The sequence below is a fragment of the Heterorhizobium halophytocola genome (genome assembly GCF_017873095.1).
GTDB lineage: Bacteria > Pseudomonadota > Alphaproteobacteria > Rhizobiales > Rhizobiaceae > Allorhizobium > Allorhizobium halophytocola.
The window spans coordinates 266,589-280,769 of sequence record NZ_JAGGJU010000005.1; the positions used below are offsets into that span (position 1 = coordinate 266,589).

A 14,181-nucleotide genomic window follows, 5' to 3' on the forward strand; every position below is an offset into this window, starting at 1 on the left:
CGGCGAGCGATCGCCCAAAGGCAGGCGCAAGGGCAATGGAAACTATCCCCTGACGGTCCACCGCGAAGCGGGAGATCGCGGCAGATTTCTCCCCCCTTCTTGGGGGAGATGGCCGGCAGGCCAGTGGGGGATCTGAAGACAAAGAAGACCACGCCGCGGGAGGCGACACCATGACACGCGAAAAGATCACGCTCTTCGACACCACGCTCCGGGACGGCCAGCAGACGCCGGGTATCGACTTTTCCGTCGAGGACAAGATCGCCATCGCGAGCCTGCTCGACGATTTCGGCATCGACTACGTCGAAGGCGGCTATCCCGGCGCCAATCCGACCGACACCACCTTCTTCGCCGAGAAGCGCACCCAGAAGGCACGGTTCACCGCCTTCGGCATGACCAAGCGCGCCGGTGTGTCGATCTCCAACGACCCAGGAGTGTCGCAGCTGATCGGCTCGAATTCCGATGCGATCTGCTTTGTCGCCAAGAGCTGGGACTATCACGTGAAGGTGGCGCTCGGCTGCACCAACGAGGAGAATCTGGCCTCGATCCGCGAGAGCGTCGCGGCGACGGTGGCCGCGGGCAAGGAAGCGCTTGTCGACTGCGAGCATTTCTTCGACGGCTACAAGGCCAATCCAGACTATGCGCTCGCCTGTGCGAAGACGGCGTACGATGCCGGCGCGCGCTGGGTGGTGCTCTGCGACACCAATGGCGGGACGCAGCCGCCCGAGATCCGCGAGATCGTGGCCGCCGTGATCGCTGCCGGCGTGCCGGGTGCGGCGCTTGGCATCCATGCGCATAACGATACCGGCCAGGCGGTTGCCAATTCGCTCGCCGCCGTCGAGGCCGGCGTGCGCCAGATCCAGGGCACGCTGAACGGCATCGGCGAGCGCTGCGGCAATGCCAACCTGATCACGCTGATCCCGACGCTGCTGCTGAAGCCTGCCTATGCCGACCGCTTCGAACTGTCCGTCGACCGCGACAAGCTCGTCGAGCTCACCCGCCTCTCGCACGCCTTCGACGAGCTGCTGAACCGCTCGCCCGACCATCAGGCGCCCTATGTCGGCGCCTCGGCCTTCGCCACCAAGGCCGGCATTCATGCCTCGGCTTTGTTGAAGGATCCGAAGACCTACGAGCATGTCGAGCCCGACAGCGTCGGCAATTTCCGCAAGGTCATGGTCTCCGATCAGGGCGGCAAGGCCAACTTCATCAACGAGCTGAAGCGGCGCGGCATCGAGGTCGACAAGCAGTCACCGCGGCTCGACACGCTGATTTCGATCGTCAAGGAGCGCGAAGCCCAGGGCTATGCCTATGAGGGTGCCGATGCGAGCTTCGAACTGCTCGCCCGCCGCACCCTCGGCTCGGTGCCGGACTTCTTCGGGATCGAGGGTTTCCGGGTCATGGTCGAACGCCGCTTCGACGCCAATGGCGAGCTGCGGACCGTCTCCGAGGCGGTGGTGAAGATCAATGTCGACGGCGCCAGCATCATGTCGGTGGCGGAAGGCGACGGCCCGGTCAATGCGCTGGACCTCGCGCTCCGAAAGGATCTCGGCAAATACCAGCACGAGATCGACGATCTCGAACTGGTCGACTTCAAGGTGCGCATCCTGAACGGCGGTACCGAGGCGATCACCCGCGTGCTGATCGAATCCGCCGACGGCAGCGGCGCGCGCTGGTGGACGGTCGGCGTGTCGGAAAACATCATCGATGCCTCCTTCCAGGCGCTGATGGACAGTATCGTCTACAAGCTGATGAAGAACAGGAGCATGGCAGGCAAGATCGCAGCAGAGTGAAGCGGACATGACGACACGGAGAAGAGGGGCATGATCGTTCAAGCCTGCCTCAACGGCGCACGTCCGGCAGACTACCATCCCGCCATCCCGCTGAGTGCCGAGGCTATGGCGCGCGATGCTGCGGCGTGCGTGCAGGCGGGCGCCGGCGAACTGCACATTCATCCGCGCGATTACAGCGGACGCGAAAGCCTGGCCGCGGTCGACGCGGTGGTGGCACGGGTGCGCACGGCCTGCCCGGGCAGCCTGATCGGGGTCTCGACAGGCGCCTGGATCGAAAACGACATCGAGCGCACGCGGTCGTTGATCGGCGGCTGGACCAAGCCCGATTACGCCTCCGTCAACCTGTCGGAGGCGGATGCGCCCGCGGTCATGGCGCTCCTTCGTGCCCGCGGCATCGGCATCGAGGCCGGGCTTGCCAGCGTGTCAGATGCCGAACGCTTCGTCGGGCTTGCGGATCGCGAACCGGTGCTGCGCATCCTCCTGGAGATCGACGAGCAGGACCGGGAAACAGCTGTCGATATCGCGGGGCGGATCGCGGACATCCTGCTGCGCAAAGCCGTCTGCCGCCCGCTTCTTCTGCACGGCAGGGACGCGACGACATGGGATCTTGTCCGCCTCGCGCGCAAAAAGGGATGGTCGACCCGCATCGGGTTGGAGGACACAAGCACCTTGCCGGATGGCACGCCTGCGCGAGACAACAGCGCTCTGGTCGAGGCGGCGCGGGAGATCTACCGGCAAGCCTGAGGCAGGCTCAGGAACTGCCGAATTCCAGCCCCCAGTCTGCCTCGCCATACCATTCCGGCGGCCCCGCGACCGGCCGTGGCCGCTTCCAGCGCAGGGTCCGCACCTCGTGCAGCCGCCGGGCGCGGAAGGCCCGGTTCAGCATGTCCTGCCGATCGCGCGATCGCCAGAGTTCGCCCTCGCCCCAGATGAAGGATACCCCCTTGAGGAACTGGGCAGAGAACCCGTCCGCTTCACGCCGGATCAGCAGATAGGCCGCCCGGTCGGTGAAGCGCGGCCCGGCACTCTCACCGGCATCGACCGGCACGCCGAGCGGAAAGAGCAGCCGCCCGCCCGGCGCCAGTCGCTCGATCCAGGGATCGGCGGGCCGGTCACAGGCGAAATTGACATAGACGATATCGACCTCGCCCTCGGGCTTTTCCGCGCCATCACCTTCGATCACCGTGACGGTGTCGTAGCCCGAGAGAGCAATGCGGGCGCGGGCCGCGAGCTGCGCATCAAGTTCCACCGCGGTAACGCTGCCTGCAGAGCCGACGAGTTCGGCGAAGATGGCGGAATAATAGCCCGTACCGGCACCGATATGGGCGATCCGCTCGCCCGGTTGCGGCTGCAGCCAGTCGATGCCACAGGCATGCAGCGACGGGCTGCCATTGTTGATGCCGCGCTGCCGGTCCAGCGCCACCAGCACGTCGGAATAGATGTCCGGCAGTTCGCTGGTCTCGGCGCCGACACCGAAGGATCTGCCGCGGACCCGCCAGGGCGGCGGCCCGAGAAACCGCTCGCGCTCGACCGTGGCAAAGGCCATGGCCAGCGGCCCGGCCGGATCCTTGCCGATCTGACGCAACAGGGCACGCGCGTATCCTGCACGAATCGCGCGTGCAATCATCGTATTTGTTAAACTGAGCATTGCCACCCCGACGGCATATTCAACCGGAGATTGACACCGGGAATACCCGAAGGCAACCCGTGATTTTTCACAGTCGGGGCGCAGGCGCGGCTTCAGACCGCGGGCGGGTTCAGCCGGGCAAAGCCCTCCTGGCGGTCATAGGGGAAATGCGGATAGGGCGCCTCGGTGCGGCTTGCCGCGTCTAGCCGGGCCACCTGCCCGGCCGACAGCGACCAGCCGACCGCGCCGAGATTCTGGCGAAGCTGCTCCTCGGTTCTGGCCCCGATGATCACCGACGACACGGTCGGGCGCTGCAACAACCAGTTGAGCGCCACCTGCGGTACTGTCTTGCCGGTCTCCTCAGCGATGACATCCAGCACGTCGACCACGGCAAACAGCCGTTCGTCATCCACCGGCGGGCCAAAGGCCGCGGTCTCGTGCAACCGGCTCTTTTCCGGCAGCGACGCACCGCGCCGGATCTTGCCGGTCAGGCGGCCCCAGCCAAGGGGGCTCCAGACCATGGCGCCGATCCCCTGATCGATCCCGAGCGGCATCAGGTCCCATTCATAGTCGCGCCCGACCAGGGAATAATAGACCTGGTTGGCCACATAGCGCGGCCAGCCATGCCGCTCGGCCGCAGCCAGCGACTTCATGATCTGCCAGCCGGCGAAATTGGAGACACCGACATAACGGAGCTTGCCGGCAGCCACGAGCCTGTCGAGCGTTGCGAGCACTTCCTCGACAGGGGTCGAGGCGTCGAAGGCATGCAGTTGCAGGAGATCGATATAATCGGTGCCGAGCCGCTTCAGCGCGGCGTCGACACTGGAGGTCAGGCGGGCCGACGAGGTGCCCCAGTCCATCGGTCCATCACCCATCGGAAGCCCCGTCTTGGTCGAGACCAGCACGTCGCCGCGCCGCCCCTTGATGGCGGCGCCGAGCACCTCTTCCGAGGCACCGTTCGAATAGACGTCGGCCGTGTCGAACAGGTTGACGCCGGCTTCCAGGCAGATGTCGACCATGCGACGGGCTTCCTGCGCACCGGACGTGCCCCAATGGCCGAACAGAGGGCCGGAGCCGCCGAAGGTGCCGGCACCGAAGCTCAAGGCTGGAACACGCAGGCCGGAACGGCCGAGTTGACGATAATCCATGGAATTTTCCTTTTTCAGTGGCGTGGGATGGACCGGCACCGGTCAGGCGCGGACCGTTTCTGCAGGGGCTGCTAACGCACGGGTCGAGACCGCAAGCAGCAGGGCAAGCAGCGGAAAGACGGCGGCGACGAGCGGCAGGAAGGACAGGCCGGGGCCGTGATCGATCGCCAGTCCGCCGGTCCAGGCGCCGATTGCATTGCCGAGGTTGAAGGCTGCGATATTGAGGCTGGAGGCGAGCGCCGCTCCGACGCCGCCGGCCTCATGCATCACCCGGGCCTGCAGCGGCGCAACGGTGGCAAAGCCGGCGCCTCCGAGCAGGCCGACGAACAGGATGGTGAGCCAGACCGAGCTCAGCACGAAGGTCATGGCGAGAAGAACGACGGCCAATGCCGCGAGGGTACCATAGATCGAAGCGCCCAGATTGCGGTCCGCCAGCCGGCCGCCGGCCAGATTGCCGACCACCAGCCCGCCGCCGAAGACCAGCAGGATCGGCGAGACCGAGGCTTCGGGAAGCCCGGTGACCTCTGTGAGGATCGGCGCGATATAGGTGAACAGCGCAAAGACGCCGGCAAAGCCCAGCACCGTCAGCGACAGGCTGACCAGGACGGGGCCGCGCAAGACTCCCTTGATTTCGTCGCCGATCCGCCCGGCCTGGGAGCGTTGCCCCGTCGACGGCAGGAAGACGGCGAGCACCACGAGAGCGACGGCGCCGATGCCGGCAACGGCAAAGAAGGTCGAGCGCCAGCCATAGGTCTGGCCGAGCCAGGTGCCGAAGGGCACACCGATGACGTTCGCGACCGTCAGGCCGGTGAACATCACGGCGATCGCCGAAGCCTTGCGGTCCTCGCGCACCAGTCCGGTGGCCGTGACGGACCCGACACCGAAAAACGTGCCATGCGCCAGCGCCGTCACCAATCGTCCGGCCATCAGGGTCCAGTAGCCGGGCGCAAGCGCGCAGGCGAGATTGCCGAGAATAAAGATCACCATCAGGGCGAGCAGCGTGTGCTTGCGGTTCCAGCCCGCGGTCAGCGCCGTCAGCAGTGGCGCGCCGATCACGACACCGAGCGCGTAGCCTGACACCAGCAGGCCGGCGCTGGCGATCGAGACGCCGAGGTCGGCACCCACCGCCTTCAACAGTCCCATGATGACGAATTCCGTGACGCCGATGCCGAAGGCGCCGACCGTCAATGCATAAAGTGCGATGGGCATCTGCCATCTCCCTGATCCGAATAACTGGATGGAGAGATAGACAGGCTGCCTGATTGGAAATAGTAGCATATCGAGACAAACAGCTGTGAATTGAAGTCACATCATGCCGAGAGCAGACATCAATCGTTCCGGGGAAATGGAGATCTTCGTCCGGGTCGTCGAAAGCGGCGGCTTTTCGGCCGCGGCGCGACGCTCCAACATGACCCCGTCGGCCGTCAGCAAGCTGGTCGGGCGATTGGAGACACGCCTCGGCAGCCGGCTGATCAACCGCTCGACCCGGCAATTCCAGCTGACCGCGGAAGGCTGCAGCTTCTACGAGAATGCCGTGCGCATCCTGGCCGATATCGAGGATGCCGAGCGGCATGCCGGAGCGGGCGAGGCTCCGCGGGGCCTCGTCCGGGTCAACACCAGTGCCTCCTATGCCAACCACATCCTGGCGCCGCTGCTGCCGCGCTTTCTCGACGCCTATCCGGGGATCAGCGTCGAGCTGGTGCTGACCGACATGGTGGTCGACCTCGTCGCCGAGCGTGCCGACATCGCCATCCGTGCCGGCCCGATGGTCGATTCGCGGCTGATCGCCCGCAAGCTCGGCGAGACGGCGCTGGCGATCGTCGGGTCACCCGCCTATTTCGAGAGGCATGGCGTGCCGGCAACCGCCGGCGATCTGGAGCACCACGGCCGCTTGGGCTTCGGCTATCGTCGCGCCGTCGGCGGCTGGACGGTGCCCGGCGACCATGGCCCGGTCGAGATCCCGGCCGTCGGCCGGGTCAGCGCCAGCGACGGCGAGGCACTCCGGCATCTGGCAATCGCCGGTGCGGGTCTTGCGCGGCTTGCCGGCTTTTCGATCGCACAGGATCTTGCGGAAGGCCGGCTGGTGGCGGTGCTCGACACGGACGAGACACGGCTGATGGAAGCCTTTCATGCCGTCTATATCGGCCAGGGCGGCCCCCTGCCCCAGCGCGTTCGCGTGCTCCTCGACTTTCTTGCCGAGCATGGACAGGTCAGCTGACACCGATTTGCCCTGCCAGCTCGCAAGCTCCCCACGGGCTGACGCCGGTCGACTGATCAAGTTGCAGGGGTAGACAGTTCACCGAAAGATTGAATTCGGGAAAATATTTGGGCCTGACCAATTCGACATTGAATTGATTGAATATAACAAGCATAGATATCGAATAACAAAACCGGCAGCGGCCCACGCAACGGCGAATTCTCCATGCTTCGGAATCCGGATAATACTCAAAGTGAAGGCTTTATCAGCGATGCCGGCACGCAATCAGCTATGGGCAGAAATGTGACCTCGTGCAAAACAGCAGCACACCTTGTTGTGGCGCCGCCTGAAAGCAGGAGTGTCACGTTGAATCTGCACTTCGGCAAGATCATCGGCGTGCTGGACCGCCTCCGTTTCGATCTGGACTGTCGCCAACTGATGCGGCTCTGGATACTCAACCCTCAGTTTAAGAACAAGCAGCGCGCACTCCAGGAACGGCAGTCGCGTTATTATGAAGCGTGAGCCATATCTGGTCGTGATCGCATCCTTGCTGGCCATCCTCTTGTGCGCGGTGGTGGCGACGAAGACGATGCGGCACCCGCCCCGCAACGAGCACTGCGTCTCCGGCGCACAGGTGACGACCTGCACCATGGACAGCCTGCCCTGAACCCTCCCGGTTCTGCCAGCGTGAGATCGCCCGCCGGATAGGGAACCCGCAGACCATGGCACAAGGCGAACGATGAAAAAAGGTGATGCAGGTATCAAGGACTTTTGTGCTCATCGCCGCTAAGATCATTCCCGACAGGCCGTTCCCGTCGCGCAGGACAGGATCGACCGGGTGGGGCCGGCAACATCCGGCTCCGGGAGCGGAGATTCGTCGACTGCCGGACTTTCACAATGCCGCCATCGGGCGCCCCAGCCGGCCCTGATGCCGTCATCGGCGATTGACATGATGCTGAAAGGCAAACAGTGACACAAGCAGACCGTCCATCGTCCGGCTTCGACGGATCAATCAAGGGTGGACACGGCAATGCGGGTGCCGGCACGCCGGCCCTCAACGAAGACAGTGCGGCCGGCTTTTCGATGGCCCTGCTGGCCTATTTCATGTGGGGATTTCTGCCGCTCTACATGAAGGCGGTTGCCCATATCGCACCGCTCGAAGTGCTGTCGCACCGGGTGCTATGGTCGCTGCCCTTTGCCGGCATCGTGCTTCTGGTGATGCGCCGGACCGCCGACCTGAAGGCCGCACTCCGCTCGCCGCGCACCTTGTTGATGGCCTGTCTCACCGCCGTGCTGATCAGCATCAACTGGGGCACCTATGTCTGGGCGATCGGCGCGGGGCGCGCGCTCGACACGGCGCTCGGCTATTTCATCAACCCGCTGTTCTCGATCTTCCTCGCCTCGGTGCTGCTGAAGGAAAGGCTGCGGCGCACGCAGATGGTGGCGATCGGGCTGGCGGCCCTGGCGGTGGTGATCCTGACCGTCGAGGCAGGCTCGCTGCCCTGGGTCTCGCTGATCCTCACCTTCAGCTGGGGCTTCTATGCCTTTTTCCGCAAGACCCTGCCGGTCGGTCCCAATCAGGGCTTTTTCCTCGAGGTCATGCTGCTCTCGATCCCGGCCGCAATGATCGTCGGCTATCTCGAATGGACCGGCAGCGGCCATTTCTCCAACGGTTCTTCAAGCGACATCGCCCTGCTGATCCTGAGCGGCGCGATCACGGCGGGACCTTTGATGATCTATGCCAATGCGGCCAAGCGGCTCCGGCTCTCGACCATCGGCATCATGCAGTATATCGCCCCGACGATGATCTTCCTGATTGCCGTCTTCGTCTTCCATGAGCCCTTCGGCACAGCCCGAATGATCGCCTTTCCGCTGATCTGGGCGGCGCTGTTTGTCTATTCCTGGCCGATGATCACCGATATCCTCCGGCGCAGACGAGCCGCGGCCGCCAAGGCGTGAGCCGCGTATCGTTCACCGGTTTCGCCTGATCGGGCGCACTCTGATGTGGACAGGCACCGGTTTTTCGGAAAGAACGTGGCGCAAGGCCGAAGAGGAAATGCTCCGGGAGACGCGCATGAGCAATGTCATCGAATTCAAGCAGCCGCCGAAGCCGAAGCAGCCCAGGCCCCCGCGTCCGGGCCTGAAAAAACTGCTGATCGTGCTCGGCGCGATCGCAGCCCTCGTGCTGATCTGGGCCTATTTCCAGTTTCTCGGCTGATCCGCCGAGGGACCGGACGGCCCTCGGCACCACGCTTCGATCACGGCCTATCGATCACGGCTCTTCAATCACGGCGTCCGACTACAGCTTGGCGATCATCTGCGCGTTGCCGGCCGGATTGTCGAGCGCATCCCATTTCTCGATAATCGTCGGCACGATGTCTTCGGCCCGGTCGATCACCAGCGGCTGCACCAGATGCGCGGTGTGGACGAAGCCCTGCTCGCCCATATGGCTGATCAGTTCCAGCATCGGCGCCCAGAAGCCGTTGACATTGGCAAACACCATCGGCTTCTGATGACGGCCGAGCTGGGCCCAGGTCATGATCTCGACGATTTCCTCCAGCGTGCCGATCCCGCCGGGCAGCGTGACGAAGGCATCGGCGCGCTCGAACATCTTGTGCTTGCGCGTATGCATGTCGGGTGTGATGATGAGTTCGTCGAGTTTCCCGAGTGACTGGCGCGTCGCTTCCATGTCGACGAGGAATTCGGGTATGATCCCGGTGACCTGGCCACCGGCCGACAGGACGCTTTGAGCGACGGCGCCCATGATCCCCTTGGTGCCGCCGCCATAGACGAGCCTCAGCCCGTGCCCGGCAATCGCGCGGCCGAGCGCCTGCGCGGCCTCGATATAGGCGGGGTCATGACCGGGGCGGGAACCGCAATAGACACAGATGGAACGGACAGGCGCAATTTCAGTCATCTTGGACAATTCAGTTCGAGAAATGGGATCGGGCCACAAAAGTGCCGGAAAACCCGTCAGGCGACAAGCCGCAAAGGCTAGAATGCTTGTGCAAGCGACAGTATAACGCTAGCAATCCAAAGGGATATGGCGATATTGCGCCCGGAGACTGTGACGATGATGAACCGTGCTGGTTGGTTGGCCTTGGTGGTGCTCGCGATCGCGACACTGGTGATGGTATTCGGCGTCATGCCGTTGATCAAGGATCAACCGGCAGACGATACCGCCAAGGCCCCCGTGTCCAGCCAGCAATCCCAGCCGGCCACGGCCTCCCAATCGCCGGTGACCGATCCGAGCGCCGACGCCGCCTCGACCGACGAGCAGAAGGCCGCCATCGAGAAGGTCGCGCGGCTGCACAAGGCCGCCGGTGAGGCCATCGCCGGACTGGCAACCCTGTTTACCAACGGCAACCTTCCGACGGCGGAAGCCTATGCCGGCGCCCGCGCCGTGGCCCAGACGGCGATCACCGCGCTTGCTGCCTATATGCCGGAAGGCCTCGACGATGCCGCACAGGCCAAGGTCACCGCCCTGCATGAGCGCGCACAAAAGGCGCTCGACGTCATCCGCGCCCTGCCCGACGATCCGAAGGCCGCCGCCGACAAGATCGCCGGCCTTACCGATGCGCTGAGCAGCGACACGCCGGTCGCCGACGCTCAGCCCGCAACGCCCGGCACAGCGAACGGCACGTCGCCGGCAATGCCCGCCGGACAGTCCGCCGCCGCGAACGGTGAGAACGCCGCATCGGCGCCCGAGCCGAGCTTCGACGTGTTGCGCGTCGAGCCGGACGGATCTGCCGTGATCGCGGGATCCGCGACACCCGGTGCGCAGGTCGATATCCTGAACGGCCAGGACGTGATCGCCTCGACCACCGCCGGTCCGAGCGGCGACTTCGCAGCCGTCCTCGACGACCCGCTGAAACCGGGCGACTATGCCCTGGCGCTGCGCTCGACCGACAAGGACGGCAAGGCGACGGTCTCCGGCGAGGTCGCCAGCGTCTCGGTGCCGAAGGACAGGAACGGTGAATTGCTGGCGATGATCAGCAAGCCGGGCGCCGCAAGCGAAATCATCACCCCGCCGACCTCCGAGCAGATTGCCTCCGGCAAGGGCGGCAGGGTGCCGGGCGCAAATGCCGGCTCGGGTCAGGCTGACACTTCCGCCCAGCAGATGGCCAAACAGGATGCCGGCCCATCGACGACGACCACGACCACGCCGACCACCGGCAATGCCACCGGCAACACAACAACCTCGGCCACCGATCCGCGCGTCCAGGTGACGGCCGTCGAAATCGAAGGCGACAAGATCTTCATTGCCGGCACATCGTCGACCGCCGGCAAGGCGGTTGCCTATGCAGACGACGATGCGGTCGGCTCGGCCATGGTGGCGACGGCCGGCCATTTCGTCATCGAGGGACGGCAGGTTCTGTCCGTCGGACAGCACACCATTCGCGTCGACCTGACGGGGGCCGCCGGCAAGGTCGTTGTGCGCACCACCGTGCCCTTCGACCGGCCCGCCGGCACGCAGGTCTCCGCCGTGGCCGCAAACGGCAGCCAGAGCAGCTCCGAGCCGACCCGCCCGATGGTCCCGCTGGAACTCGGCGCACTGGAAAAGCAGCGCGACACGCTCTCCAAGGCCTTCGCCATCCTGCGCTCGCTGTTTGCCGACGGGCAGATGCCGGCGATGGAAGACCTCGCCGCCGCCCGCTCGGCCACCGAGATCGCGCTCGGCGCGCTGATCGACACCCGCCCGGGCCCGGAGACCTCTCCGGCCGTCTCGAGCGCCGTGGCCAAGACGGCAGCGGCCGCCGAGCCGGCCCTGAAGACTCTGCACGATCTGCCGGCGACCGTCGAGGCCGTCGCAGCCGCCCTGCCGGAGCTCTCCCGGCTGATCGACAAGGTGTTGAACGCCGTTCCGGAAATGGCACCGCCGCCGCAGCTGTCGCTGGCCAGCCCAAGCCAGGCTGATGGCCCCGGCGATGACGAGGGGACTGCGCCCGGCTCCGGCCCGAGCACGCTGGAGCAGGCCGCCCTGCAGCCGAGCGACAACAGCGTGATCATCCGCAAGGGCGATACGCTCTGGCAGATTTCCAGGCGCGTCTACGGCCAGGGGGTCCGCTACACCACCATCTATCTCGCCAACGAGCAGCAGATCCTGAACCCCGATCTGATCGAACCCGGCCAGATCTTCGATGTGCCGGCGACCGCCCTTCCCAATGCGGCCGAACTGCATCGCCGGCGGATGGAGCATCTGCCGATCCGCTGAAGCACGTCGCGATGCTTGCGATGCGGCGCTTCAGCGACCGTGTATTTGCGCATGTCTTGTCCCCGAACCGGGGACGCTTTCCCCGGACATGCCGAAGGCTGCAAATCTCGTCTTTTTAGACGGTTCGCGTTGTAACCGCGGCCCAAAGGGCCTATTTGCGGCGGGGCGGCCTTTGGCCGCCTTCTCGTTTCGCGCATATTTCAGCCTGCTTCCCCAAGGCACCAGGTCCGGAATATCGCGCCAATTCAAAATGTTGCAGCGCGCTTTGCATGTCACGTCGCACGCAGGGCGCAGCATACGGGCTCAGGGGGCCGGGAATGGCAGACAAGAAGAGAACCGTGTCGGCGGACGACAGCAATCCGCTGCGCACGCTGGCCAATCTCTGGCCTTACATGTGGCCGGCGGAACGCCGCGATCTGAAGATGCGCGTCGTCTGGGCCTCGGTCTTCCTGGTCGCGGCCAAGCTGATGCTGCTGCTGGTGCCCTATTTCTTCAAATGGGCAACCGACGCGCTGAACGGCAAGGCCGATGCGGTGAATATCCTGCCGGCCTTCCTGCTCGGCGCGGCCATGCTGGTGGTCGGCTACAATGTCATCCGCATCGCCCAGGCGGGTCTCAACCAGCTGCGCGATGCGCTGTTTGCCTCCGTCGGGCAATATGCGGTACGGCGGCTGGCGAGCCTGACCTTCATCCACATGCATCAGCTGTCGCTGCGCTTCCACCTGGAGCGCAAGACCGGTGGCCTGTCGCGGATCATCGAGCGCGGCACCAAGGGCATCGAAACCATCGTCCGCTTCACCATTCTCAATTCGATCCCGACGCTGTTCGAATTCATCCTGACGGCCGTGGTTTTCCTGATCGGTTACGGCTTCTCCTACCTGCTGGTCACGGCCGTCACCGTGGCGGCTTATATCTGGTTCACCATCAAGGCCAGCGACTGGCGCATCAATATCCGCCGGCAGATGAATGACAGCGATACGGATGCCAATACCAAGGCGATCGACTCGCTGCTGAACTTCGAGACCGTCAAGTATTTTGGCAATGAAGAGATGGAATCGCGGCGCTTCGACAGCTCGATGGAGCGCTACGAGAAGGCCGCGACCCAGGTCTGGACCTCGCTCGGCTGGCTGAACTTCGGCCAGGCGGTGATCTTCGGCCTCGGCATGGCGGTGATGATGGTGATGTCGGCGCTCGCCGTCCAGCGTGGCGAACAGACGGTCGGCGACTTCGTCTTCGTCAATGCCATGCTGATGCAGCTGTCCGTGCCGCTCAACTTCATCGGCTTCGTCTACCGCGAAATCCGCCAGGGGCTGACCGATATCGAGCAGATGTTCGACCTGTTGAACGTCGACCCTGAAATCGTCGACAAGCCGGAGGCAAAGCCGCTGGCGGTCGACAAGGGCGCGATCGTCTTCAAGGACGTGCAGTTCGCCTATGACCCCGACCGGCCGATCCTCAAAGGCATTTCCTTCGAGGTTCCGGCCGGCAAGACGGTCGCCGTCGTCGGCCCGTCGGGCGCCGGCAAGTCGACCATCTCGCGCCTGCTCTATCGCTTCTACGACGTGCAGTCCGGCTCGATCACCATCGACGGCCAGGATGTCCGCGACGTGACGCAACAGAGCCTGCGCGCGGTGATCGGCATGGTGCCGCAGGATACGGTGCTGTTCAACGATACGGTGGCCTACAATATCCGCTATGGCCGCACGGATGCCACCGACGCCGAGATCGAGCAGGCAACCGAGGTGGCGCAGATCAGCCACTTCATCCACGACCTGCCGCAGGGCTTCAAGACCATGGTCGGCGAACGCGGGCTGAAGCTGTCGGGTGGCGAAAAGCAGCGCGTGGCGATTGCCCGCACCGTGCTGAAGGCACCGCCGATCCTGATCCTCGACGAGGCGACCTCGGCGCTCGACACCACCACCGAGCAGGACATCCAGGCCGCCCTCGACATCGTCTCGAAGAACCGCACGACGCTGGTCATCGCCCACCGGCTGTCGACGGTGGTGACGGCCGACGAGATCATCGTGCTGAAGGCCGGCCAGATCGCCGAGCGGGGCACGCATCAGGATCTGCTTTCGCAGAACGGCCTCTATGCCTCGATGTGGAACCGTCAGCTCGAAGCGACGCAGGCGGAGGAAAATCTGCGCAAGGTCCGCGAGAGCGATGCCGAGGGCGTCGTGCTGCGCAAGGCGCCGGCCAACTGAGGA

General features: G+C 64.7%; 13 protein-coding genes. 9 read left to right on the forward strand and 4 right to left on the reverse strand.

Annotated features, from left to right (window positions below; all coding sequences use genetic code 11):
- Window positions 1-170: 170 nt before the first annotated feature.
- Both cimA and J2Z17_RS11075 read left to right on the forward strand, forming a co-directional pair.
- The gene (cimA, locus tag J2Z17_RS11070; protein WP_209944866.1) at window positions 171-1,787 is read left to right on the forward strand and encodes a citramalate synthase; all 1,617 of its coding nucleotides are present in this window, start codon (window positions 171-173) and stop codon (window positions 1,785-1,787) included.
- Window positions 1,788-1,817: 30 nt separating this feature from the next.
- Window positions 1,818-2,531: a 3-keto-5-aminohexanoate cleavage protein gene (locus J2Z17_RS11075; RefSeq protein ID WP_209944869.1), complete on the forward strand. Its 714-nt coding sequence runs from the start codon at window positions 1,818-1,820 to the stop codon at window positions 2,529-2,531.
- A 7-nt stretch (window positions 2,532-2,538) separates the two neighbouring features.
- On the opposite strand, the gene J2Z17_RS11080 is transcribed toward J2Z17_RS11075, so the two are convergent.
- The 3 genes from J2Z17_RS11080 to J2Z17_RS11090 all read right to left on the reverse strand — a co-directional run bounded on the left by J2Z17_RS11080 (window position 2,539) and on the right by J2Z17_RS11090 (window position 5,771).
- A complete protein-coding gene (locus tag J2Z17_RS11080; protein WP_245224018.1) occupies window positions 2,539-3,372 on the reverse strand; it encodes a protein-L-isoaspartate O-methyltransferase family protein in 834 nt (277 codons plus the stop codon).
- Between the two features lie 155 nt (window positions 3,373-3,527).
- On the reverse strand, window positions 3,528-4,562 hold the full coding sequence (locus J2Z17_RS11085; RefSeq protein ID WP_209944871.1) for an aldo/keto reductase: 1,035 nt from the start codon (window positions 4,560-4,562) through the stop codon (window positions 3,528-3,530).
- A 42-nt stretch (window positions 4,563-4,604) separates the two neighbouring features.
- Window positions 4,605-5,771 carry an MFS transporter gene (locus tag J2Z17_RS11090; RefSeq protein WP_209944873.1) on the reverse strand — a complete coding sequence of 389 codons (1,167 nt, stop codon included), beginning with the start codon at window positions 5,769-5,771 and terminating at the stop codon, window positions 4,605-4,607.
- 103 nt (window positions 5,772-5,874) lie between these two features.
- Between J2Z17_RS11090 and J2Z17_RS11095 the strand changes: the two genes are divergently transcribed.
- From J2Z17_RS11095 to J2Z17_RS11115, 5 genes are all read left to right on the forward strand, one after another.
- Window positions 5,875-6,780 carry a LysR family transcriptional regulator gene (locus tag J2Z17_RS11095; RefSeq protein ID WP_209944875.1) on the forward strand — a complete coding sequence of 302 codons (906 nt, stop codon included), beginning with the start codon at window positions 5,875-5,877 and terminating at the stop codon, window positions 6,778-6,780.
- Between the two features lie 204 nt (window positions 6,781-6,984).
- Entirely contained in the window at window positions 6,985-7,281 is a 297-nt protein-coding gene (locus tag J2Z17_RS11100; protein ID WP_209944877.1) for a hypothetical protein, read from the forward strand.
- On the forward strand, window positions 7,271-7,426 hold the full coding sequence (locus J2Z17_RS11105) for a hypothetical protein (RefSeq protein WP_209944880.1): 156 nt from the start codon (window positions 7,271-7,273) through the stop codon (window positions 7,424-7,426). Before J2Z17_RS11100 ends, J2Z17_RS11105 begins: the two co-directional genes overlap by 11 nt.
- Window positions 7,427-7,842: 416 nt before the next feature.
- A complete protein-coding gene (gene rarD / locus J2Z17_RS11110; protein WP_209945124.1) occupies window positions 7,843-8,718 on the forward strand; it encodes an EamA family transporter RarD in 876 nt (291 codons plus the stop codon).
- Between the two features lie 115 nt (window positions 8,719-8,833).
- Window positions 8,834-8,977: a hypothetical protein gene (locus J2Z17_RS11115; protein ID WP_209944882.1), complete on the forward strand. Its 144-nt coding sequence runs from the start codon at window positions 8,834-8,836 to the stop codon at window positions 8,975-8,977.
- Window positions 8,978-9,058: 81 nt separating this feature from the next.
- On the opposite strand, the gene J2Z17_RS11120 is transcribed toward J2Z17_RS11115, so the two are convergent.
- Window positions 9,059-9,676, reverse strand: a complete 618-nt coding sequence (locus tag J2Z17_RS11120; protein ID WP_209944884.1) for an LOG family protein — start codon at window positions 9,674-9,676, stop codon at window positions 9,059-9,061.
- A gap of 156 nt (window positions 9,677-9,832) precedes the next feature.
- On the opposite strand from J2Z17_RS11120, the gene J2Z17_RS11125 reads away from it, so the two are divergent.
- Window positions 9,833-11,974 carry a LysM peptidoglycan-binding domain-containing protein gene (locus J2Z17_RS11125; RefSeq protein WP_245224019.1) on the forward strand — a complete coding sequence of 714 codons (2,142 nt, stop codon included), beginning with the start codon at window positions 9,833-9,835 and terminating at the stop codon, window positions 11,972-11,974.
- Window positions 11,975-12,291: 317 nt separating this feature from the next.
- Window positions 12,292-14,178: an ABCB family ABC transporter ATP-binding protein/permease gene (locus J2Z17_RS11130; protein ID WP_209944888.1), complete on the forward strand. Its 1,887-nt coding sequence runs from the start codon at window positions 12,292-12,294 to the stop codon at window positions 14,176-14,178.
- Window positions 14,179-14,181 lie beyond the last annotated feature (3 nt).